This window comes from Cupriavidus sp. P-10 (assembly GCF_003402535.2).
Lineage (GTDB): Bacteria > Pseudomonadota > Gammaproteobacteria > Burkholderiales > Burkholderiaceae > Cupriavidus.
This window is the reverse complement of the sequence record NZ_AP025172.1, coordinates 790,248-813,020: the sequence shown is the minus strand read 5'-3', so window position 1 is coordinate 813,020 and position 22,773 is coordinate 790,248. Positions and strand designations below refer to the sequence as shown.

At 59.8% G+C, this 22,773-nt stretch carries 19 protein-coding genes and 6 pseudogenes; 15 read left to right on the top strand and 10 right to left on the bottom strand.

Annotated elements, in window-relative coordinates; genetic code table 11:
- Positions 1–185: 185 nt before the first annotated feature.
- The 9 genes from CTP10_RS41405 to CTP10_RS33670 all read right to left on the bottom strand — a co-directional run bounded on the left by CTP10_RS41405 (position 186) and on the right by CTP10_RS33670 (position 8,987).
- Entirely contained in the window at positions 186–338 is a 153-nt protein-coding gene (locus CTP10_RS41405) for a transposase (RefSeq protein ID WP_158577774.1), read from the bottom strand.
- Between the two features lie 55 nt (positions 339–393).
- Positions 394–1,197: a polyphosphate kinase 2 gene (ppk2, locus tag CTP10_RS33705; RefSeq protein ID WP_116323777.1), complete on the bottom strand. Its 804-nt coding sequence runs from the start codon at positions 1,195–1,197 to the stop codon at positions 394–396.
- Positions 1,178–3,118, bottom strand: a complete 1,941-nt coding sequence (ftsH, locus tag CTP10_RS33700) for an ATP-dependent zinc metalloprotease FtsH (protein WP_116323778.1) — start codon at positions 3,116–3,118, stop codon at positions 1,178–1,180. The genes ppk2 and ftsH overlap by 20 nt, the downstream gene beginning before the upstream one ends.
- 160 nt (positions 3,119–3,278) lie before the next feature.
- On the bottom strand, positions 3,279–3,545 hold the full coding sequence (locus tag CTP10_RS33695) for a DUF5676 family membrane protein (protein ID WP_116323779.1): 267 nt from the start codon (positions 3,543–3,545) through the stop codon (positions 3,279–3,281).
- Positions 3,546–3,581: 36 nt separating this feature from the next.
- A complete protein-coding gene (locus CTP10_RS33690; protein ID WP_116323780.1) occupies positions 3,582–4,247 on the bottom strand; it encodes a methyltransferase family protein in 666 nt (221 codons plus the stop codon).
- A complete protein-coding gene (locus tag CTP10_RS33685) occupies positions 4,247–4,513 on the bottom strand; it encodes a DUF2933 domain-containing protein (RefSeq protein WP_116323781.1) in 267 nt (88 codons plus the stop codon). Before CTP10_RS33685 ends, CTP10_RS33690 begins: the two co-directional genes overlap by 1 nt.
- Positions 4,514–4,857: 344 nt before the next feature.
- Positions 4,858–5,073, bottom strand: coding sequence for a hypothetical protein (locus tag CTP10_RS33680; protein ID WP_116323783.1), 216 nt, complete (start codon positions 5,071–5,073; stop codon positions 4,858–4,860).
- An 8-nt stretch (positions 5,074–5,081) separates the two neighbouring features.
- Positions 5,082–7,490 (bottom strand): heavy metal translocating P-type ATPase, encoded by a 2,409-nt coding sequence (locus tag CTP10_RS33675; RefSeq protein WP_116323798.1) that lies wholly within the window; start codon positions 7,488–7,490, stop codon positions 5,082–5,084.
- A 312-nt stretch (positions 7,491–7,802) separates the two neighbouring features.
- Positions 7,803–8,987, bottom strand: a complete 1,185-nt coding sequence (locus CTP10_RS33670) for a methionine adenosyltransferase (RefSeq protein WP_116323799.1) — start codon at positions 8,985–8,987, stop codon at positions 7,803–7,805.
- Positions 8,988–9,486: 499 nt separating this feature from the next.
- Here CTP10_RS33670 and CTP10_RS33660 point away from each other — a divergent pair.
- From CTP10_RS33660 to trhA, 15 genes and pseudogenes are all read left to right on the top strand, one after another.
- Positions 9,487–9,801: pseudogene (locus CTP10_RS33660) on the top strand (LemA family protein); the annotation flags it as partial.
- Positions 9,802–9,824: 23 nt separating this feature from the next.
- Positions 9,825–10,643, top strand: a complete 819-nt coding sequence (locus CTP10_RS33655; protein WP_376790714.1) for a TPM domain-containing protein — start codon at positions 9,825–9,827, stop codon at positions 10,641–10,643.
- A complete protein-coding gene (locus CTP10_RS33650) occupies positions 10,643–11,143 on the top strand; it encodes a TPM domain-containing protein (RefSeq protein ID WP_116323800.1) in 501 nt (166 codons plus the stop codon). The genes CTP10_RS33655 and CTP10_RS33650 overlap by 1 nt, the downstream gene beginning before the upstream one ends.
- A 154-nt stretch (positions 11,144–11,297) precedes the next feature.
- A protein-coding gene (locus CTP10_RS33645; protein ID WP_199414752.1) for an IS3 family transposase occupies positions 11,298–12,475 on the top strand; the annotation gives its coding sequence in 2 pieces (ribosomal slippage) (positions 11,298–11,565 and positions 11,565–12,475; 1,179 coding nt in all).
- 668 nt (positions 12,476–13,143) lie between these two features.
- Positions 13,144–13,710: a helix-turn-helix transcriptional regulator gene (locus CTP10_RS33640; RefSeq protein ID WP_233528470.1), complete on the top strand. Its 567-nt coding sequence runs from the start codon at positions 13,144–13,146 to the stop codon at positions 13,708–13,710.
- A 592-nt stretch (positions 13,711–14,302) separates the two neighbouring features.
- Entirely contained in the window at positions 14,303–14,743 is a 441-nt protein-coding gene (locus CTP10_RS33635) for an Hsp20/alpha crystallin family protein (RefSeq protein ID WP_116323801.1), read from the top strand.
- A 15-nt stretch (positions 14,744–14,758) separates the two neighbouring features.
- Entirely contained in the window at positions 14,759–15,178 is a 420-nt protein-coding gene (locus tag CTP10_RS33630; protein WP_116323787.1) for an Hsp20/alpha crystallin family protein, read from the top strand.
- Between the two features lie 1,032 nt (positions 15,179–16,210).
- Positions 16,211–17,065 carry a glycine zipper domain-containing protein gene (locus CTP10_RS33625; RefSeq protein ID WP_158577775.1) on the top strand — a complete coding sequence of 285 codons (855 nt, stop codon included), beginning with the start codon at positions 16,211–16,213 and terminating at the stop codon, positions 17,063–17,065.
- Entirely contained in the window at positions 17,040–17,771 is a 732-nt protein-coding gene (locus CTP10_RS33620; protein WP_116323789.1) for a hypothetical protein, read from the top strand. Before CTP10_RS33625 ends, CTP10_RS33620 begins: the two co-directional genes overlap by 26 nt.
- A gap of 136 nt (positions 17,772–17,907) precedes the next feature.
- Positions 17,908–18,319 (top strand): annotated as a pseudogene (locus tag CTP10_RS41400) (IS1634 family transposase); the annotation flags it as partial.
- A gap of 72 nt (positions 18,320–18,391) precedes the next feature.
- The gene (locus CTP10_RS33605) at positions 18,392–19,000 is read left to right on the top strand and encodes a plasmid pRiA4b ORF-3 family protein (RefSeq protein ID WP_116323791.1); all 609 of its coding nucleotides are present in this window, start codon (positions 18,392–18,394) and stop codon (positions 18,998–19,000) included.
- Positions 19,001–19,036: 36 nt separating this feature from the next.
- Positions 19,037–19,560 (top strand): annotated as a pseudogene (locus tag CTP10_RS41395) (ISKra4-like element ISBte1 family transposase); the annotation flags it as partial.
- A 74-nt stretch (positions 19,561–19,634) separates the two neighbouring features.
- Positions 19,635–19,905 (top strand): annotated as a pseudogene (locus tag CTP10_RS41390) (ISKra4-like element ISBte1 family transposase); the annotation flags it as partial.
- A 488-nt stretch (positions 19,906–20,393) separates the two neighbouring features.
- Positions 20,394–20,549: pseudogene (locus CTP10_RS41385) on the top strand (IS5/IS1182 family transposase); the annotation flags it as partial.
- Positions 20,550–21,611: 1,062 nt separating this feature from the next.
- Positions 21,612–22,229, top strand: coding sequence for a PAQR family membrane homeostasis protein TrhA (trhA, locus tag CTP10_RS33595; RefSeq protein ID WP_116323795.1), 618 nt, complete (start codon positions 21,612–21,614; stop codon positions 22,227–22,229).
- Positions 22,230–22,278: 49 nt separating this feature from the next.
- Here trhA and CTP10_RS33590 read toward each other — a convergent pair.
- Positions 22,279–22,587, bottom strand: a pseudogene (locus tag CTP10_RS33590) (penicillin acylase family protein); the annotation flags it as partial.
- Positions 22,588–22,773: the final 186 nt, after the last annotated feature.

Sequence of the window (22,773 nt, the reverse complement as noted above, 5' to 3'; positions counted from 1 at the left end):
CCGAACCCAATGGCGCAATCCCCCAAGCGGAAACAACGCCGTGAATCGAGCCAGCGTGCTTTCGCAGTGCTCGACCTATGTCACTCAGAGATTAGCCGTTCCTCCATCCATCCCACAACTCCGCCTTCTGCGCAGCAGACACCTCGGTCCCATTTGAGCTATTCAGAACACCTTCCAGGTCGACATTAGAACTGCGTCGGCCGGTTGAACCCAACGTGGACCTTTTCTGGGATGTCAGCGCCTTGCGGCCCACGCCAGCGGCGAAGCGCCGTCTCACTAATACCAAGGGCCTGAGCGGCCTTGCTCACGCTATAACCCTGCTCCAAGACCAGGCTCACTGCATCGGTCTTGAATTCGTCGGAATTGTCCTTGCGTCTTGTTGAGCTACCACACTCACGTCGCAATTGCCCTACTCAGCAGATGTTCCTCGGCATAAGGAAACACGACTCCCGGGTTAGGGCGAATCAGCGCTTCGTCTTTGTTCGCATAGTGCAGACGGGTCAGCAAATCTTTGATGACACTGAGGCGCGCGACACGTTTGTCGTCGGCGCGTACCACGTTCCATGGCATGATGTCGCTGGTCAGGGAAAACATCTGATTTCGCGCCTTGCTGTACTTCTTCCACAGCGACACCGCCTGCTCGTCAATGGGACTGACTTTCCACTGCTTGAGCGGGTCTCGACGGCGCTCTTCGATGCGCCTCTTCTGTTCGGCTTTGCTGATGTCCAGGTAGTACTTGATAAGGCGAATCCCGGAGCGCACGAGCATCCTTTCGAACTCTAGGACGCTTGCCATGAACTCCTCATACTCATCATCAGTGCAGAAGCCCATCACGTGTTCCACGCCCGCCCGGTTATACCAGCTACGATTGAAGAGGGCGAACTCGCCAGCGGCTGGCAGTTCCGCCGCGTAGCGCTGGAAGTACCAAGAGTCTCGGTCGCGGTCAGACGGCTTGCCAAGCGCGACGACGCGAGTTTCACGCGGGCTCAGGTGTTCGACAATACGTTTGATGGTGCCGTCCTTTCCTGCGGCGTCTCTGCCTTCAAAAATCACCAGAATCCGGTCGCCGCAGGAAATGAAGTGCTTCTGTAGTTTGACCAACTCAATTTGAAGCAGGTGGAGGTCCGCCTCGTAGTCCTCACGGGAAATTGCGCTTACCTCGGACGTATCCCTCTTGCTACTTGCCTTCAATTTCATGGTTCCACCTCCGCGAATCGGGCGCATCGGGCGTGGCTGAGTGGGGCTTACCGGGTGTCAAGGGGGTGACTTTTTCCGAGAGCAATAGCTCCAAGACAGGTCGGTCGACAACCTCCTGTTCGAGCAGTAACTTCGCAAGCGCGTCCAGCTTGTGCCGATTTCCCAGCAAGGTCTGCTTCACTCGCTCGCTCGCGTCGCCCAGAATCTTGCGGACTTCTGCATCAATGAGTTGCGCAGTACTCTCGCTGTATTCCTTGCGTTCTCGAGGCACCAGTCCGGGCGCGCTAAAAAGCGGGTTGGGCATGTCCTCGTAGGTCGCAAGTCCGAGTTGCTCGCTCATGCCGAACTGCGTAATCATCTGGCGCGCCATGTCTGTTGCCCGCTGCAGGTCATTCTGGGCGCCGGTGGATACGTCGCCGAAAACGATTTGCTCGGCCATGCGGCCGCCGAGCAGGACATCGAGCCGGTCTAGCAACTCGCTCTGCTTGAGCAGATAGCGGTCCTCAGTCGGCGTCTGCTGCGTGTACCCCAACGCTGCGACGCCTCTGGGAATGATGGAGACCTTGGAAACTCTGTCAGCATGTGGCCGCGACTCGGCCACGATGGCATGACCTGCCTCATGGTAGGCAATGGTTTCCTTCTCCTGTGAATTCATCACGCGGTTTTTCTTTTCCAAGCCTCCAATAATGCGGTCGAGCGCCTCATCGAAATCTGTCATGCCAACCGCGTCCTTACCCTTTCTGGCAGCGAGAAGAGCCGCTTCATTGACGAGATTGGCCAGGTCCGCACCAGCGAACCCCGGAGTACGCGCGGCAAGCTTGGTAAGGTCTACGTCCGGAGTAAGAATGACGTTCTTAATGTGCACCTTTAGAATCTGCTCACGGCCCTTCAGGTCCGGCCGGTCCAGGGCGATATGGCGGTCAAAGCGTCCCGGGCGCAACAGTGCAAGGTCGAGGATTTCGGGACGGTTGGTGGCCGCCATGATGATGACGCCCTTGTTGGTATCAAAGCCGTCCATCTCAACCAGCAACTGGTTCAGGGTCTGTTCTCGTTCGTCATTGCCAGTCACTGCACCGAGGGCTCGGGTTTTGCCTAACGCGTCGAGTTCGTCGATGAAGATGATACAGGGTGCCTTGGTTTCGGCTTGGTTGAACAGGTCGCGTACCCGCGCAGCGCCAACGCCCACAAACATCTCAACGAACTCCGAACCGCTCATGCTGAAGAACGGCACACCAGCTTCGCCTGCTACTGCCTTTGCCAAGAGGGTCTTACCGGTGCCCGGCGCTCCGAGAAGCAACACTCCCTTGGGAATCTTGCCACCCAGGCGCCGGTAGCGCTGGGGGTCTTTCAGGAAGTTGACGATCTCGGCGAGTTCTTCCTTGGCCTCATCGATGCCGGCGACGTCGGCGAATGTCACGCCGGTTTCCTTCTGCATGTAGACCTTTGCCTTGCTCTTGCCTATTTCCATCATCCCGCCGGCGACACCGCCCACCCGCTTGATGAGGAAGCTCCAGACGGCAAAGAAGAGCAATGCAGGTACCACCCAGGATAGCAGTGCGCCAATCCACTTGTTGTCGGGCTGACCAACAAAGCGCACTTTAGCGGCTTCAAGATCATGTACCAGATTGGGGTCATTGACCCGGAGCGTGGAGAACGGGTGGTCCCCCTTGCCCTGGCGCAGCAGTTGTTCGACCTGTTGCGTGGGGAGCAGCTTCTCAATGCCATTGGTGCTGAGCGTCCCGGTGATGGCGCCTTCGCCAAGTGCTATGTCCTTAAGCTTGCCTGCCTTGAGTAAAACCTTGAAATCGCTGTACGGCAGCGTCTCGACATGGGGCGAAAACAGAACGCTCTGAATGATGAGCATCGCCGAGACTGCCAGGAGCACATACCATAGCGAAAACTGCTGTTGACGCGGTTCCATGAGGTCTCCTCTTGTCGGAAGACAGAATAAATCGACGGCCGGTGCTCTTCACAGCCGGCTGTCGATTCACCGGCGCTGCGGTTGGAGTAAAGTGACCCGGCGACATTCAAGGCGCTCAAGCCGCTACGCCTTGTAGGCAATATCGGCAGTCCAGATTAGGTCAGTTCTCTTCCCTGAGATTGTTGTGTAACCACGCAAAGAATGCACCGGCAGCAAAGAACCAGACCGCAAACACCAAGGCCGGGTAGATGATGGACCACCACGAAAACGCCTGGCCCGTTTGAAGGCGTCGGAAATCGAGTCCGTGAAAAAGCGCATTCATGAAGTTCATGAAAGACTCGGGAAGTGCCATCCATACGAGCGTGCAGAGAGCGTAGAAGAGCACGACGGTGGCAGATAGCGTCACACCGGTTTTGAAGGGCTTCATGTCAGCCTCCGCATGCAGGGGAGATTACGATTGAGTTCAATGAGGCCGCGTCCGAGGAACATCTCCGCCTGAGATGTGGGGAATGAACGCTGGTGTCTTTCGGCGATATTCCTCATATTCCTGCCCGAACTCGGCCAAAGCGTCCTGCTCCTCCGCCTTGGCCAGCCGAACGTACATCCAGACCAAGATAGGGAACATCACCAGAGTGAGTATGGTTGGCCATTGGAGCAGGAAGCCGAACATAATCAGGATGAATGCGACGTACTGAGGGTGCCTCATGCGTGTGTAAAGCCCGCTCGTCGCGAGGCTGTGCTTCTGCTGGGCCAGGTACAGGACCCTCCAGGCGGAAGACAGCATGATGAAGCCGCCAAAAATCAGAATGTCGCTCGCGAGGTGAAACGGCCCCAGGTGTGGGTTGCCGCGCCATCCGAAAATCATCTCCGGAAGATGTCCGGCATCGTGGGAGAGAAAATCGATACCCGGGAACTTCGCCGACAGCCACGGCATCAGGAGATAGATGGTCAGTGGAATGCCATACATCTCCGTAAAGAGTGCCACAATGAATGCCGAGAAAGCTCCGAAGGAGCGCCAGTCACGCGTGGTCTTAGGCTTGGTGAAGCTGAAGGCAAACATGATGAAAACGACGGAGTTGATAATCACCAACGACCACAGACCGTAGCTGGATTGCGTATCGGGTTGCATTATCGTTCTCCTTTGGTGTTCACATCCTTGGTCCCCTCATCTCGTTCACGACCGTGGCCGTGCCCATGTGCACTGTGCATAAACATGTGCATCAGCGGGCAAGCGGCCAGCAGGACGAAGGGCAGGAACTGAATGACGTGCGCCTGATGTTCAGTCCAGAGGAAGTAGCCAATCACCAGAAGAAAGCCAATCATGACCAGTTTGGACCTGGACACCGATCGCCGCGCGTCTTCCGGCCGCTCATGATTGAGGTGATCGTGATTCATAGTCTCCTCCGATGGCGAGACCACTGTGGAAGCTGTTTTGCTAGCAGCAGCCGTGATGGTGATGACGCCGGTGTAGGTATCTCGCGGGGTCTTGCTGAAAGACGGTGCGGGAAGCTTCGGATTCGAAGAAGAACGTCCTGCCTTCGAAATTAGCCATAATGGCGTGCGCTATATCGACCTTCTTGCGGGTGACGGGGTAGCGAGCAGTGGAGTCGTGCTCCTGGTTGCCTGCGGTCCGGATTGGTTCTGAATCGTTGCCACGCTATCAGCGCGACGAGGCTCGCTCCGCTAAGCAGGACCCAATTGAGGTTTTGTGATAGCCAGTTCATCGTTAGGCCCTCTCTTCAACGTTTGTCCTGGAGCTCACGCTCGACGGCGTTTCGAATATCGCGCTCGCACTGTCGCGAAAGGCGAAAGCTGACCCACACCACAATGACTGGACAGGACAGCAGGAGTAGGCCAACCAGTATGGTGAGCGGTGTCAGCCCGAACCGGTAGACGATAGCGGCCGCGAGCAGCGTCGCGAGTGCAGCGCATGTCCATGCCAGTGCGTGTTTCATCTCGCCTCCTAGCCGGCAACGCCGGAGCCAAGCCGTTCACGTTTGAGGAGCGCCGAGTTGGCAACTACACTCAATGACGACAACGCCATCGCTGCGGCCGCCAGGATGGGATTAAGGAGTCCGAGGGCTGCCACCGGGATGCCGATGGTGTTGTAAATGAAAGCCCAGAAGAGGTTCTGCTTGATTTTGCGCATCGTCGCCCGTGACAGTTGGATGGAGGCGACCACATCACGCACGTCATCGCGGATGAGAATGATGCTGCCAGTCTCCTTAGCGACGTCCGAGCCGGACCCGATGGCAATGCCGATGTCCGCTGCAGCAAGCGCCGGTGCGTCATTGACGCCGTCTCCCACCATGGCCACGACCTCACCTTGTTCTTGCAAGGCGTGAATAGTCTCGACTTTGTCTTCTGGCATCACCTCGGCAATGATGTGCTCAATACCAACCTGCCGGCCGATTGCCTCGGCGGTACGACGGTTATCACCGCTCAGCATCACAACCTTGATGGCGCGCGCCTTCAATGCCTCGACCGCCTCGGTCGCTTCGGGTTTCACTGTGTCGGCCACAGCCACCAGGCCGAGCAGTTGTGTACCCGCGCCGACCAGCATGGCCGTTTTGCCATCGGCTTCGAGCTTCCTCAGTAGGGGTTCGGCCGCGTCAGTCGGGATGCCTTGACGCGCAAATAGGCGCCGATTGCCTAGCCAGGCCTGCTGACCGTCGACCTGACCTTGAATACCCATGCCTGACAGGGCCACGATACTGTTGGCTTTCGGGATGGTCAGGCCGCGATGTTGCGCGGCGCGGACGATGGCTTCGCCCAGCGGATGCTCTGACCCACTCTCGACGGCAGCAGCCAAGGTCAATAGCGTTGATTCCTCATGGTTCGACAGCGAGATGACATCAGTGACGGTGGGCTCTCCGCGTGTAATCGTTCCTGTCTTGTCAAAGACGACCGTCGTGAGCTTTTCGGCGCGCTCAAGCACCTCGCCGCCGCGAATCAGAATGCCATTGTCTGCGCCCTTGCCGACACCGACCATCAGTGCTGCCGGTGTTGCAACACCTAGAGCGCACGGACACGAAATGATCAGCACCGCCACAAACGCGAGGAGCCCATGGGGGAAGTGACCTGCTACCGACCATCCAACCAGCGCCAGCACGGCCACCGAGACAACGGCCGGCACAAAGTATCCGGTGACCTGGTCGGCAATCCGCTGAATCTGCGCAGTACTGGCCTGAGCGTCCTCGACCATCCTGATTATCTGCGCCAGCGCGGTGTCGGCGCCGATTTTTGTGGCCTGGAAGGTGAAGGCCCCGCTGCGATTGAGGGTGCCGCCGATGACTGCCGTACCTGGTTTCTTCTCAACGGGCATTGACTCACCGGTCAGCATCGATTCGTCAACGCTGGTCTCACCCTCGATAATCTTGCCGTCGGTAGGAATCTTTTCCCCCGGGCGCACGACGACCGCTTCGCCCACCATGATGCTCTCCGCCGGGATTTCCACTTCCTTCCCATCACGCAGTACATGCGCGAGGGCGGGGCGTAGGTCGAGCAATCGCCGTACTGCGGCCGACGATTTCTTCTTGATAATTTCCTCCATGTACTTGCCCAGTAGCACGAAGGCAATGATTACTGCCGACACCTCGAAGTAGACATCCCGCTCCTCAACCTCTACCGGCAGCCAGGTCGGGAAGAACAGAACTACCACGCTATAGAAGTACGCGACGGACGTCCCCAGGGCGATGAGAAAGTCCATGTTGATGTTGCGCGTTTGGACGGCGTTCCACGCCCCCTTGTAGAAGCTCCAGCCGCCAACGAACTGCACTGGCGTGACGAGGAGAAATAGCCACATCCCCCAGGTGAACCACGGCAAGGCCGGAATTGGCGCCCATGTCAGGAGGGTTGCGCCAGCCGCCAACGCCAGGAAAGCTCCGGCCCGCAGCACCGCCAGCGCGAGGACGCCCGTGAGGGCAATCGTCACGCGCGTCTTCATGGCTTTCAACTCGCTCTCTGGCGACTCGAAGGTCCGAAGGCAGCTTTCGCTGCAGAAATAATACTTGCGGTTGCCACGCTCGGCAGACAGGGCCGTAGCCTTGTCCACCATCATTCCACAGATGGGGTCCTTGGCGAGTTGCTTGGCGGCGCTGGACGCAAGCGCGGACGTTGCCGCCGTAGGTGTAGGAGTGCTGACCGGTGACTTAGCACTACCCGAGGGTTCGGATGAACTGCGTGCATCAACGGGATGAGGGATATATTTCGCCGGGTTGGCGAGGAAGGCCCGTTCACAGTGCGGAGAGCAGAACCAATACCGCCTCTGGTCAACTTCCGTGCTGGCAGTGGCCTCCTGTGGAGGAATCTCCATGCCACAAACGGGGTCACGTACGAGTTGCGTGGAGGCAACCGGGTCCTCGGTCGTCATTGGGACTGTCTGGGCGTCGGTAGCTCCGTTATTCCCGGCAAATGGGGTAGCAGACCTGGTCGGCATTCCATCCTCTCATTTGGGGCGATTAGGAGGACCTGCAGCTGGCAATTTCTCTTGTTATGGTGCGCGACCAAGCGATTTGCTCCTTGATGTAAGTCAAGTACTCCACAGCCCGCTAACGGCGCTGTGGGCGTCGGCTTTGGAATGAACTTAGAACGGCACACGCAGCCGCTAGGTGAGCGCATGTTGCTGGCCAGCGGTGAATCTGGCGAGGCGCCGCGTAGCTTCCTGCGGCCCGAGATCGGGGACCTAGAAGACCGTTACCGTGCCGTGGACTAGCTCATCGACCAAGGCAGGGAGCTCGGCAAGCCGTTGCGTGGCGAGTTCACGAATCTGGTGCTCCTGAGCGGGGGAAAGGGTATGCTCGGCCACGATATCGACGGCAACCAGTTGGGGCTGGTCGATGGGACGTCCAATTCCAGAGAGAAGCCGGACGACAACTTCATCCGCGCCATCAATGCTTGCATGGATCTGCGCGGCCAACCGGTGGGCGAGCACGTTGTAGAGCTTGCCGACATGTGACGCCGGGTTCTTTCCCGCTGCCGCCTCCAGAGACATTGGCCGATAGGGTGTTATCAGGCCGTTGACTCGGTTCCCACGTCCGACCTGGCCGTCATCCCCATGCTCAGCGCTTAAGCCGGTGACGGTCAGGTAAATCCCGCTTTCGTCGACAGCATCTCGATTATCCAGAGTATTGATGACAATCTCAGACTCAATGCCGATGTGCGCGGCTAGATGCGACCCAATCTCCTCCTTGTGCGTGAAATACTCAGGGACGCCGCGCACGCATCGATCCACAAACGCCAGTGCAATGGTGAGGCGCTGATGCTCGTCCAGGCGACTCCCCATCACCTTGTAATCGAGTCCCGCTGCCTCAAACTTTCTGCTATTGGCGAGCGAGCGCAGAAGGTGTGCAGCCAAGAGCACCGCTCTTTCAAGCGAGGAGTGTGGCGCATAGCCAACGCCAAAGGATGTGTCATTAGACAGGGGAAGAGACGCGGACTCAGTCACCCGCCGGAGGTTTGGAGCTGACGGTCGCAAAATTGGCTCAATGCGTATGTCATTGCCGACACCACCCAAGCACGTTGCCAGGTACTCCCGAATAGCTTGCTCGACAACTTGCTCGGCGTTGGCCGACGGAAGTTCAGTAACCGGGCCGGACACCAACAATCGCATTGGGCGCAGCACTTTTCCCCCGCCAAACTTTGGTGCGCTCACTCCGCCGATAAGCAGCGCCTTGTCTAGATTGAAGTGCTGGACTGCTCCATAGGCCTCAAGGTAGGCACGACACAACGCGCGAGCTGCAGCTTCGACAGCCCCGTCACAGAGGCTGTCCGGATGTCCGATGCCTTTGTGCTCGCACATCTCGGTTTGCTCTCTCGACCGCGATGGCACGCTGGCAATGGCCAACGCAATTTTTTCCGTGGCGGGCATCACAACCTCCTGCATGCGGTCGGCATGCAGACATTCTAGGCATCGATTTCGAACAAGCTGCCAAGCACTTGCTTTCGGCGAAAATCTCGAATTTATGCTCATTGGTGCACGTGAACGGAAGGCTAAGCGAGAGCGCGCACGCCGATTTGCAGCGCCCGACCCCGTCGGCCTTGAGGCAAATCAAGAGAGTGGCCGTCGACGCCGCCTACGATAAATGGCGAACCGAACTTCGACGGCGGTGCGGCATTTTCGGGCTGGCTTTGAGGCGAGTTATTAGGCTGTACGGCTGCCGTTTGGAGGCTGCATCAGAACGGAGGTGTCTTGTGTGCAAAGTATGGTTGGCTTTTTACGTCGTTGATCGCAGTCAGCCTCACAGGGTGTGGATAGTTCTAAGAGACCACCAGGAGCCTAGCAAGGTCCCCGACAACTGCTGCTGAGCGGCCTGGAATTGGGCAACTGCCTTCGGATCGTTCAGAGTCTCGGGAGTGACCTGGATGGCACCAACACGCACTCGCGCCTCCGTCACAGCTTTCAAAACCGCTCCCCCCAACTGAAAGCCGACGCGGGATTCAGGGACCTCCAGTCCCAACTAGAGGGCACAGAGAATCGGATAGCTGTCGCGAGAAATCGATATATTCAATCGGTGCAGGCTTACAACGTAACTGTTCGGTCGTTTCCCTCAAACCTGACAGCAATGGCCCTTGGTTACAAGGAGAAGCCAAATTTCACGGTAGCTAGCGAATCGACTATTGCCAAGCCGCCAAGAGTTGAATTCGGTGCCGCGCCGGCAAGCGCGCCTGGGAGTGCCAAGTGAAGTGGCATTTGTCCGTAAGAGGGTTGCTTCTTATCCTTCTGGCCTGTGTATCTGTGGGGGCCACTGCGGATGTCGCCGTTCCTTCGCTGACAGCACGTGTGACTGACCTGACCGGCACTCTCACCAGCGAGCAGCGAGCGGCGCTGGAGCAGAGGCTGCAGGCCTTTGAAGCCGAAAAAGGCAGTCAGGTTGCTGTTCTCTTGGTCCCCACCACGCAGCCCGAAGCCATTGAGCAATACTCCATCCGCGTGGCTGAGAAATGGAAACTTGGGCGCAAAGGAGCGGATGACGGAGCCCTGCTCATCATCGCGAAGGACGACCGAGCGATGCGTATCGAGGTCGGCTACGGTCTCGAAGGCGTCCTGACCGATGCCATGAGCAAACGCATCATCAGCGACGACATCGTTCCTCGATTCAGGCAAGGCGATTTCTATGCCGGTGTGACAGTCGGTGTAGAACGCATAATGGGTGTTGTCAATGGGGAGCCCTTGCCACCTCCACGGCGAGAAAGAGGTGAGCGCGACCCCGTGCGCCAACTCATGCCGGTCATTCTTGTGCTCACGGTGGTACTAGGCGGGCTACTGCGCTCGTTCCTGGGTCGAGGCCCGGGGGCCGTGGCCGCTGGCGGCGCAGTCGGCATCATCGGTTGGTTGTTATCTGGTGCCCTTGCAGTCGGGATTATGGCAGGCGCTATCGCGCTCGTCTTTACCCTGTTCGGCGGATCACATATGGGCTGGAGAGGCATTGGCGGTCGTGGCGGTTTCGGTAGCGGGTCCGGACGGGGAGGGTACGGCGGTGGTGGCGGTGGATTTGGCGGCGGTGGCGCCTCGGGCAAATGGTGATGGAAAACGTCAAGCGAATCGCAAGGCATCTGCTGATGACGCACTGGCGGGTCGGGCGTGCCTTCCCACAGGATGTACTGACGACCGTCGAACAAGCCATTGCAACGAGCGAAACCAACCATATCGGGCAGCTTTGCTTTGTTGTGGAGGGCGCACTGAGTCTGGCGAGCCTTTTCCAGGGGTTGTCGGCACGTGAGCGCGCTCTTGAGGTCTTCTCGCAGACGCGCGTCTGGGATACGGAACACAACAATGGCGTCCTGATTTACCTGTTGCTAGCAGACCGGAGCGTCGAAATTGTTGCCGACCGTGGCATCCATGCGAAGGTCGGCGATCCCGAATGGGATACCATCTGCAGAGCAATGGAAGCATCGTTCCGAGGCAGACAGTATCGACGCGGTGTCATTACCGGCATCCAGGCCATCAGCCAGCATCTGGAGCAGCATTTTCCTTGTCAGCCTAACAAACTCAACGAGCTAAGCGACAAGCCTGTTCTCCTCTGAATTGATTGCCTTGAAGAATTTGGAGTTTCGAGCTTCGGCGAAGTGGTGGAAGGGGCGCTATCGCAATGGCGAACAGCAGGACAATTGTGGTGGTCTAATTTCCTCGGACAGGTCGATAGGAGGACAATCCGGAATCGACGAGGAAAAAAGATAGATGACAAGAAGGCGCCGACAATTTGACGCCAGCTTCAAGCTGGAAGTAGTACGGATGGTGCGAGACCAAGGATTATCGGTCAGCGAGGTTTGCCGGTCGATGGAGCTTGGTGAGACGGCCGTTCGGCGCTGGATGGCGCAATACGATGCGGAGTGCGCCGGCGGACCTGGCGTGGGCAAACCGCTGACGGCGGAACAACAGCGCATCCGGCAACTGGAGGCGGAGAATCGGCAACTGCGCGAGGACAACGCCTTACTAAAAAAAGCCTCGGCCTTCTTTGCGCGCGAACTGAAGTGAGCTACCGGGTGGTAGCCCACTTGCAACAGGAGGCCGTATCGGTCAGTAACGCCTGCCGGGTATTGCAGGTGAGCCGCTCGGGCTACTATGCGCACCGCCGCGCCAAGCCAAGCAGGAAGACTCTGCAGGAGCAGACCCACGTCAAGGCGGCGTTCGCTGCGAGCGGCGCGAGCTACGGCAGCCGGCGTGTCATGCATGCGGTGCGGGAACAAGGGATGCGCCTTGGCCGTTACCGGATTCGTAGGCTGATGCGCGAAGCGGGCTTGCGTGCGACCTGGAAGCGTAAGTTCGTGTCGACGACTGACAGCAAGCACACGCTGCCAGTGGCAGAGAACGTGCTGGACCGGCAATTCGACGTGGCCGAGCCGAATCGGGCCTGGACTTCGGACATAACCTATATCCGCACGGCTCAAGGCTGGCTGTATTTGGCTGTCGTGCTGGACTTGCACTCGCGCAAGGTCGTGGGCTGGTCGATGGCGCCGACCATGCCGGCCGACTTGGTCATGTCGGCACTGAGCATGGCACTGCAGCAACGAAGGCCAGCGCCGGGACTGGTGCTGCACTCGGATAGGGGCAGTCAGTACGCGAGCGCGGAGTATCAGGCCTTGCTGGGACGCCATCAGATTGTTTGCAGCATGAGTCGAAAAGGCAATTGCTGGGATAACGCGGTGATGGAACGGTTCTTCCTGAACCTGAAGATGGAGCGCGTGTGGCAGCGTCAGTATGCCAACCACGCCGAGGCACGGCGCGACATCACCCAGTACATCGTTGGCTTTTACAACCCGGTGCGCTTGCACTCAACCCTAGGGTATCTGTCGCCCGCTGCCTACGAGGCGAAATCGACAGTAAAAGAGCCTATCTGCCTGTCCGAAATAACTTGACCACTACAAATAAGCAGGGGGCGCCAACTAGAACCCTGAATCCGGATGACGGAAGCGATAGCAACGACAGCAATGACAGCCACCAATGAGCGGGCGGAGGCGATCGGGTGGATCCAGGATCAGATGACCGACTCTCTATACTGGTAGCGCCTGAGCCGGAACCGGAGCGCGCCATGAACGATCGAGGATTGATCACCATGAGCCTGCGCGAAAGCATCAATAAGAACGAGCTACACGAGCGCTCGGCCTGATCAGGATGGGGCGGCTTTGCCACTCAACTTCTTCTCATCCAGCCCTCTCCGGCCGGTGAGGTGCGAGGAGCGGTCATCCAGGGGGAGGCTGGCAATCAGCTCTCCCTCGGCCAAAGCAGTCGGCCACCTGCGCATCAAGGAACGGCCGAGTCTGGCTGCTGCTGTCGCTTTCCCTGCCGGACTCGCAAGCAAAGGTGAGCGGCTGGGGGGGGGGGCCAAAATGCACTGACGCCGGCCCGGCCAGGGCCTGGCGATAGCGAACGATAACGTTGTGCTTATAGCGCCGTCGCCAGAACTGAAACTGCTGAACGCGCAGTGCGTCGTGGTAGCGGCGGCGCGTCGGCACCTCAGGCGGCTGTCGACGTTCAGGCGCTCGGAACGGGGGCAAAGTCGAAATGGGCAGCGGCATACACGGCGTTGCAGGCCCATACCTCACGCAGCGAGCTCGTTGCGCTCATTTTCACCGAACCCGAATCGCGCGAAGGACGGATTCTGAGGGAACGCTTCAGTACAGGGATCGCATCGCTGGCCCCTGACACCTTCGCCGATCAGGCGGCGGCGATCGCCGCCGCCTATGACGCAAACGCCACTGACGGAGACCTCAGCGCCCTCGCTCGCGCAGTGATCGCAAGGCTTACCTTGGACCAGGCCTTGCCGTCCAAGCAGCTCGAAAAGCGGATCGAGCGCGCCATTGAAGTGCTGCGCGAACGGATCGGCGAGGCGGTCACGATGCCCGAGATCGCGGATGCCGTCCATCTCTCTCCCGAGCGCTTCCGCCATTTGTTCCTACAGGAAACAGGCATCCGGTTCCGGCCTTACGTACTCTGGCTGCGTCTCGAACTTGCCATCGCGTCATATGCTGCCGGCAACAACTTGACCGAAGCTTCACATGCCGGGGGCTTCGCGGACTCCGCTCATTTGTCCCGCACATTTAAGCGTATGGTCGGCGTGCTGGCCGGCGGCATTAGCGTTCAGCGCGTCTAGGCGAAATTTAGCCGTTTCGTTCAATCTGTCCGTAATCAGTGGTCGCACACTGGCGTCTCGTTTCCAACAGAAAGGACCATCGCCATGAATACCACTACCCAATCCACATGCGAATGCGCTGCTTGCCCCGGCGCCGGCTGCGTCTGCGGATGCCAGACAACTGCCGAGCATAATGCGTGCGCCTGCGGGCCACAATGTCAGTGCGGAGTTGGATGCGCCTGTGGGCCGCAATGCCAGTGCAGAGGTGCAAGCGCCCCCGTAAAGAGCTGATTCACAAACCGATGCCGTGGGGCCGGATCAGCCTTGCTCTGCGCCAGGCTTCCAGCCCCAATTTCCTTCTGTCGCGCTGGCGCGACCTCATTCATGAATTCGGCATCGCTCGGGCAGTGCCAGATAGCGGAAGTGCGGCGATGATGAGTCGCAGCGCATGCGGCTCAAGACTCTTGAAATCTTCCTGGCCCAACACTAATTAGAGGTTACCCAGTCGTCGCGACAACGCGACGCGGCGTGTTCCTATTGATTAGATAGGCCAGCGGTGGTGGCAGGCACGTACGCCTTCACTTTTCCCGCTGCAAAGAAGGAGGATCTGACCATGAGTGACTTCTTTTTCACGACTGACCCGTTCAGTGAGTTGGACCGGCTGCAACGGGAGATGGCGAACCTGTTCGGCGGATTTCCTTCGAGCTTGCGGTCCGGGCGATTGGGGGCGTATCCCCCGCTCAACCTGGGCATCACTGACGACTCGATCGAGATCGTGCTGTTCGCGCCGGGCCTAAAGGCGGACCAGTTCGATGTATCGATCGACAAGGGCCTACTGACTATCAGCGGCGAGCGAGCCCCGGTACAGCCCGAGGGCGACACCGAGGCGCGGCCCTACGCGCAGGAGCGCTTCGCGGGCAAATTCCGCCGCGTGATTGAGCTGCCACAGGCGGCCGACCCGGACAAGGTGGAAGCGCGTTACGTTAACGGCTGCCTTTCGATCAGCGTGGGCAAGCGCGAAGCGTCGCGCCCGCGTGCCATAACTGTCAGCTGAGATCAGGAGCAAGCCATGAACGGATCGAACCCCGTCGCCCAGCGCGATCAAAACCCCCAAGGCAGGCAGGGCTCCGTTGCCCAGCGCCGCGAAGACATGCAGGCACCGACGCTGGTGCCGGCGGTCGACATCTACGAGACCTCCGCCGGCGTTACGCTGTGGGCCGACCTGCCAGGCGTGCCGCGCGAGAAGCTGGAGGTCAACGTCCACGACGCCAACCTGCGCATCGAAGGCGAAGCCCTGTTGCCGACCCCGGCCGGATTGCGCGTACAACATGCAGAGATCCGGCAGCCACGTTATGCGCGGAGCTTCGCGCTCAGTCCGGATCTGGATGCAGCCCGCATTGAAGCTAACCTGCAGGATGGCGTGCTGAAGGTGACCATCCCGCGGCGCGAAGAAGCCCAACCGCAGCGGATCCAAGTCTCGGTCGGCTGACCGCTCAATTGCCAGGTAACGGCGGCGAACGGTGCCGCCGTCTTGGCTTTCTGTCTCTTTTTCAACGGCCGTTCGCGCCTTGGCCGTCTTACGGCATCAGAACCGTGATCGGAGGGAAGTCAGTGCTGCGACGCAGATCACAATAGGGATTGACTGAGGAGCCGCCGCTTGTCGGTCCACGGACTGATCAGCGGACGGGAGCGCTTTGGCGCTTTGCGCTTGGCACAAACCTTGTCGGTGCGCACGCGAACTGACGCGTCCTAGAGTTCGCCGCAAAATGGCGGTCCAACCGGGGTAAGCCGCCATGCGAGCAAGTGCCGTGCGACGTCATCTGGAGCGCCTCGGCATTCGATGCCACGGAGTAACAACCCATCCCGGTTTAGCTGGTGTGGTAGTCATTAACAATGACCTGCACGTCTGTATATTCCCCGACGGATGGATGCGCCTGGGGCAGTGGGTCGCCCCAGGTCGCTTTCGTTTCGCTCCAGCCACGCGCTCGGTGGACATGCTAGCCTGGCAGATTCGCCAACGGCTTAACGATGCAAGGCCCTGACGAGAGCCTTCCTGCTTGTGGCTATACGGCTTACTAGCGTCGCACTGTGACGCTCCGACCGTCGGGGCCGGAAGGCCGGACGAGGACCTCAACGGTCCAGCATTCATTTGGGCGAGTCTGGGCGACTTGCGCTTAGGAACCGCTTCCAAAGCGGTGGCACGGCTGCCCCTATCCGGCGTTGCGCCGATTGGAAAGCCTCGGCTGGGGTCGAAGTGGGATGGTTATGCCGTGCGCCACGCGGCGAGAGCGAAGATCCTTCAGGCCAATCGAGGGCTTTGTCTGATGTCTGAGACTTGCACTAGGGCCCCACAACTCCTAGTCTTAAGACATGTTTTGACCATCAGGTTGAATGTCGCCCAACCCGTTGGCTTTACCTCTTCCTAAGGCGCATGTCTAAAATCGCGGGCACGGCTATAAGCCGTGCCCTTTTGCGTACCTATGTGCGATGCGTACGATCCCGGGGGAGTCGAGAGCCTGTAATGCAGGCCTCGCGGGAGAGCGTGGTATGGAACAACAGCGAGCCCAACCCTGGGGCGGCACTCGAATCCGGGCCCGCGACCGATGGCCACGCCCTGACCAGCAAGAACAAAAAACGCGGGCTCCGCGACAGCGCGCCCGTACGACTGGCAGTGACGATGGAGGAAAGTATGGATAGCGCGCGTGAAGTGCAATCCTTGACCGCGAGCCAGCGGCCATTGTCGTTTTTTGCAAGCGCGGGTGCGCTAGCCCTTGGGGTTCTATTGGCTTCGGGCTGTGCGACCAATCAGCAGACCGGCGCCACGCTCGGCGCGACCCTCGGTGCAGTGACCGGTGCGGCCATCGGCGCAACGACTGGAAGCAAGAGCAGCAATAAGGCGACACGAGCCGCGATTGGCGGCGCCATCGGGGCGGGAGTCGGCCTGTTCGCCGGCTCTGCGATCGGCGCGAAGCTAGACGAGGCAGATCGACAGCGCGCTGAAGAGGCCTCCCGCCGCGCCATGGCAGAGCGCGACGCCGCGGTTCAGCAGGCACTGGCGAAGCGAAACGCGGAAATCGAGGCGCAGCGTCGTGCTGATCTCGCGGCCGCCCAAACAGCGGCGGCCCGCGCGCAGTCGGAACAACGCGCTGCCGAGGCGCGGGCAGCAGCACAACGCGACGTCACGGCAACGCCAGCGCCGACGGTCACCTGGAACGGAAAGGCCCAGGGATCCTCGCAGGCGATAGGTCCGACCCAGGTTGCCGGTCGTACCGATTGTGAGAGTGTCCGCGAGGTAGCGTACATCGCCGGGAAGGAAACAAAACAAGTCGCCACCTACTGTCGTGATAGCAATGGAACTCGCACTCGTGTCGCCTAACCAAAATGAAGCCATTCACACCTTCGGGAGATGGGTAGCTGCATGTTTGGTGACAATGCTTCTTAGCATTCCCGCCGCACAAGCAGTTTCAGTGGAGTTGATCCAGTATCAAGGTCGGAGGGTGCTTCTCGTTCGGGATGAACCGGCATCGGCAGACTTTCCCAGAGGACGGGCGATTGCCGAGGGCGACGCCGCACGCTTCGAGCGCGTGCTACGCCAATCGCAGCCCGTGAGTGAGGTCCTGCTGGACTCTCGTGGTGGCCTGGTGATTGAAGGCCTTGCGATGGGAAGAGCCATCCGGCGTGCGGGCTTGTCAACGCGGATACCGAAAGGTGCTCGTTGCGCAAGCTCGTGTGCCGACATCTTCATGGGAGGGATCGCCCGGCGGGTGGATGAAGGCGGTCGCTACGGCATCCATATGGCTACGTCGGTCAGTAGCGACGAAGCGGTTGATCGGACGCTCGCGCGAATCCTCCACGCTTACGGCACAACACCCGGACAGCCCGATAGAGAAGCGATTAAGGCTGTCATTCAGCGAATCGAGCAGTCGGCCGCGCGGGAAGCCGCCAATTGGGGCGCATACGTGCTAGAGATGGGAGGCTCTCCCAGGATCGTCGACCTTGGAACCAAGTCAAAGGCTTCAGAGATGAATTACCTATCTAGGCCCGAGATGATCGACCTGAATGTCATTAACGTTGATAACTAGTCCGAGCTTTGGCTTCTCGAATGGCCGGAACCCGCGTCGGCGCTGGGCTTTGGTCATTTTTTGCGCCTATTATGTAGCCATGTAAATTAGTGTTTTTCTAATGCGTTTCGGCGGATTTTTGCTTGAATAAGTGTTCATGTACATCGAACACGTCCCCAACCGCAACTCGCCCCCCGCCGTCCTGCTGCGCGAGTCCTATCGCGACGGCAACACGGTCAAGAAGCGCACCCTCGCCAATTCTCTCGTCGCTGCCCGCCGAGGTCATTGAAGGCTTGAAGGTGCTGCTACGCGGTGGCGTCGCGGTGTCGGCCGCCGATGAGGCCTTCGTGATCGAGCGCAGCCTGCAACACGGACACGTGGCCGCCGTGCTTGGCGCGGCGCGCGCCTGCGGCGCCGAGCAGTGGTTTGCCTCGGCACCGGCCGCGCTGCGCTCGGTGGTGATGGCACTGCTGGTGGCGCGGGTGGTGTCACCCGCTTCCAAGCTCGCCACACATCGCATGTTGCGCGACGAGACCGCGACGCACTCGGTGTCGCGGCTGCTGAAGTTGGAGAGCGCGCCAAGACGGGGGCTGACGGCCGGACCGCTACTAAGAGGCCAATGAGGCACCTACAATGCGCGCATGGCTCCCGATCCTGGACCGGCGATCTCCGTCCTTCAACTTCGAATTGCTCTGCGCGGCCTGAGCCCGCCGGTTTGGCGACGCGTCCTCGTTCCCGAGCACTTTACGCTCGGGCGATTGCACCATGTCATCCAGGTCGTCATTGGCTGGGCCGACGAACATCTGCACACGTTCAGTATTCGTGGCAGGCGTTACGGCGAGGCTCAGGAGGGCGTCTTGCAGTTCTGCGCAGTCGCCAGCGAACTGCCGCTGACCGCGTTTCATCTCCGAGAACACGAAGGCTTCGTCTATGTGTATGACTTCAACGCGTGGTGGCGCCACGAGATACGCCTGGAGCGGCGTATGCTGCGGCAGCGACCTGGCCAGTTGCCGCGTTGCGTGGCGGGTTGCGGGCCATGCCCGCCCGAGGACATTGGCGGAATCGAGAGGGATCTGGAGGCCAGGGACGAACACAGTGAATATGAGTTCGTCGATTGGATCGAGTCACTGCGCGAAGGGCCAATCGTGCTGGAAGACCTGCGCGACGAGGTCGATGGGTGGCTGATTTGGCTGGATCGTCGCTTTGATCGTCGGATCGTCAATGATCGGCTGCGAGAGCTCGAGGGGTAGACTGGTCGCCGCAGCGTCCAAGGAAGGAGGGCGGCCATGCGTATCAGCTTGCAACTCGTCGTGCAGGACGATGGAGGCGCGCCAGCCACCGTCACCGAGATAGCCCAGTTCGAGAGAGATGGCCTTGATGTGGGCTCGCTGGGGCTGCATCTGGAGGAGGCGAAATCATTGCTGGGCCGGCTGCAGCGCACGATGGTCACGGCACAGGTTGCCGAGGCAGTTGCCCGGACCAGCGTTTGTCCCACGTGCGGGGCGCAGCTGGCTTGCAAGGGCCACCGTCACTTGGTTTTCCGTAGCGCGTTCGGACGGCTGTCGATTGACAGTCCGAGGCTGTACCCCTGCCGGCAGTGCCAAGGCGACGCCCCTAGCTTCAGTCCGGTCGCTAACTGCTTGCCTAAGCGGGTCAGTCCAGAACTGCAGTATCTCGAGGTGAAGTTTGCAGCGTTGATGTCGTATGGTCTGACCGTCAACGTCCTGCAGGAAGTATTGCCGCTCGATCCTGGCAGCCAGCTCGATCCGGCGCCAGGTCACCAAGGTCGGTCGCCGGCTGGAAGCGGAGCAGGCAACCGACGTGCGGCAGCAGGCGGAGGTGGAGGCGAGCGTCCGCTCGCCCGAGATCCCCGAGCCCAGTCCGGTCCGCGCGGTTGGCATTGACGGCGGCTTCCTTCGGCGGGCTGGACACCGGCGCCGCCAGGACGGCTGGTTTGAAGTGATTGTCGGGAAGTCCCTGCGGGATCAGGATGGCGGGCATAGTTTTACCTACGTGCACAAGCTGGAGCGCCGACCGGCTGGCCGATCGTATGTGGAATTTCCTTCTTCGTGAGGGTGTGCAACCCAGTCAGCCGGTCACCTTCCTGTCGGACGGCGGGGATACCGTACGGTTTGCCCAGCTCGGTTTCGGTGACCGCGCTCCTCTCCGGAGAAGGCCATCGCATTGCCGCTTTCTCGTCCAGCAGCGCTTGACGTGATACTTGATCCTCCACATGGCATTGGAAGGCGCGCTTTGACTGCCGAAAATGAGGGCGGCGAGCGCATTGGGTGTAGAGTGGACGCCCGCCCCTATGGAGTTAGTCGTGGACTGTGTCAACTACAAGGGGTACGACATTTATCCCGTCGTTTATCGGTACGAAGCGTCTCGGAAACTTTGTGAGGGCCGTCCGGCCCGGACGTACAGTGCCGCTGTTGTTATTTGTGTCGAAAACTGCACGCCGTGTTCCGAATTGGGACGCGTCTATCCTGTCACCGGCGAGCACTGGGGGTCGCTCGGCGACGCTGAGCGGGCGGCTATGAATGACGGAATTCACATTGTTGACACCCTTCTCGCAGAAGGCAAGGACACGCCGCACTCCGCCAAAAAGTAAGCAAAACTTTTTGTGCGGGAATCACATCGGCCAAGACGACTCGACTGCGCGAGAAGATCGCGCATGCGTCAGCAGATGTATAGCGTTGAGCGGATAAAGGAAGGCTCAAGACGCTGCCAGATGGCCAGGTCTCGATGACCGATCCCGATACACGCTCAATGGCGACAAGTGGCAAGGTTTCCGGAATGGCAGTCCGTTGGCGTGGCTGGAGCCGACATTCGATTGACAGAGTGATCATGCCGACCAACGACACATCCGGTCGACTACTGCCGCTGCGCTCCCTCCAGATTCGCAGGCGCGTGGACAGGATTCACGTGACGCCAGCGTTCCAGGGCGCGGCAATAAGGCCCGATAACGCGCCGTTATCTGCGGAGGATGGTGCAAAGGTAGGCGATCCAAGGGGAGGGGATGGAGGCTGGACTTCGCAGGTGACAGCGACGAATGGAAGTCCCCTAATAGTTTCACGATCTCGAACTTACGCCTGTTGTCTCTAGCCACCCCAGCGGTCAATCGGGCCGTCGCGAAATGAATGGCTAATTCCGAATCCAAATGGACATTCGTCGAAGCCCAGTTCTATCCCTTCGCCGACGTTCGTCGATCACCCTTGAACAACAGATCAACGCTCCGGAACGACCGTTGGCCACGTGCCGACATGGCGCTCGAGGGAACCATGACACTACGGCGCTTATACGCGCTATGGGAAGGGCCACGCGGCCCATGGTGCTGCGATAGGCGGCCGGCTTCCCTTGTTCGCCTTGGGTAGATTGCCTGAGATTTGCTTGGCGATCAGGCTTGCCTTCTCAACCGTCGGATGTCGTGGGGAAACTGGACGAAGGCGAACAGATTTTCATGATCGTTGGGAGGTTATGCCGTCGGGATCGAAGTGCATGAGTTCGTTTCGGATTCTCGGACTCGGTGTAGGTTCACGAATTACCACGCCACGGTCCAACGGCACGCCAATTTTCTCCCAGTTGTCGGGCGATTCATAGAAGCCGGATAGTTTCCCCAAGGGTGAGATCGACCGCTAGGGCGTGAACTTCTTGTCGATGAGCGAGCGGAGGTACGGCGACGACGCCGTCCTCGCAAGGCCGAATGGTTCTGCACGGATATGCCCGGGGCTTTGCTGCGCAGCAATCATGAAGCCATGGAGCAAGAAAGGACAAAGCAACGGAACCCGATCACGCGTGCCAGAATAGGGCCTTTGCATTCGCCCGAATGCGCGCCAACCGAGCTTTTCCGGAGATCAGCGCATGTATCGCGGAGAACGTTTCAATGGCTATAGCCACCTGGCCGGGGCCATCCTCGCCGCCGCCGGCATGGCGGTGCTGGTGACATCCTCGGCGCTGCACCACGACGCGTGGAAAGTGGTCAGCTCCGTGGTCTACGGCACCACACTGGTCCTCCTTTACACGATCTCGACGCTGTACCACAGCCTGCGCGGCCCGGCCAAAGACATCTTCCAGCGGCTGGATCATTGCGCCATCTACCTTCTGATCGCCGGCAGCTACACACCGTTTGCGCTGGTCACGCTGCGCGGTCCCTGGGGCTGGACGCTGTTTGGGATCAACTGGGCGCTGGCCGCCATCGGCATTGCGCAGGAACTCTGGATCGGTCGCCGCACGCGCGTTTTCTCGCTGCTGATCTACGTAGTGATGGGCTGGCTTGTCCTGATTGCCACTGGGCCGCTGACGGCCGCGCTGCCGGTGCCGGGCTTGTGGTGGCTGGTGGCGGGCGGCGCGCTCTACACCGTGGGTATCGGCTTCTTTCTCTTTGACGAGAAGGTGCGGCACTTCCACGGCATCTGGCATCTGTTTGTGCTGGCGGGCAGTGCGTGCCAGTTCGTCAGTATTCTCTGGTACGTGGGATGACCCGTTGCCACTTGCCGGAAACGCATGCGGCGGTGCCGGCGGTGCCACCTTACTGCGGCACCAGTTCGAGCCGCTCACGGCTCTCCTTCTCCACTGCCTTGCGCGTGTAGAGCAGCGGGGAGTACTCGCCCTTTGCACATTACGGCGCCAGGTCACGGTAATGCGAGCTGGCCGAGTTGCCCGACTGCCCCGGCGTGTTGACCACGCGCGACGTATCCCAGTTGCCGACGTCCAGCACCATGCGGAACGAAGCGCCGGCGGTCGGCCGGAAATCGCTGTTGCGATAGCTGGTGTTCATCGGCGTAAACACCGAACCGCCGATCGCCCCCGCATTGAAGTTGGACCGCTGGCGCTCGGCGGCATCTGGGGTTACCCCGTTTTATCGAACAGATTTGCATTGGAATCTTAGTTCGATGGGTTGTCTCCTTGTGATGGGGCAGTGTAGGCCCGGTGTAGCGACGGATGCCTGATCCCGGGCGGTAGCTGTTCAAATTCCTGCGGGGAGCGATATCCGAGCGCACTGTGCAGGCGATGTGGGTTGTAC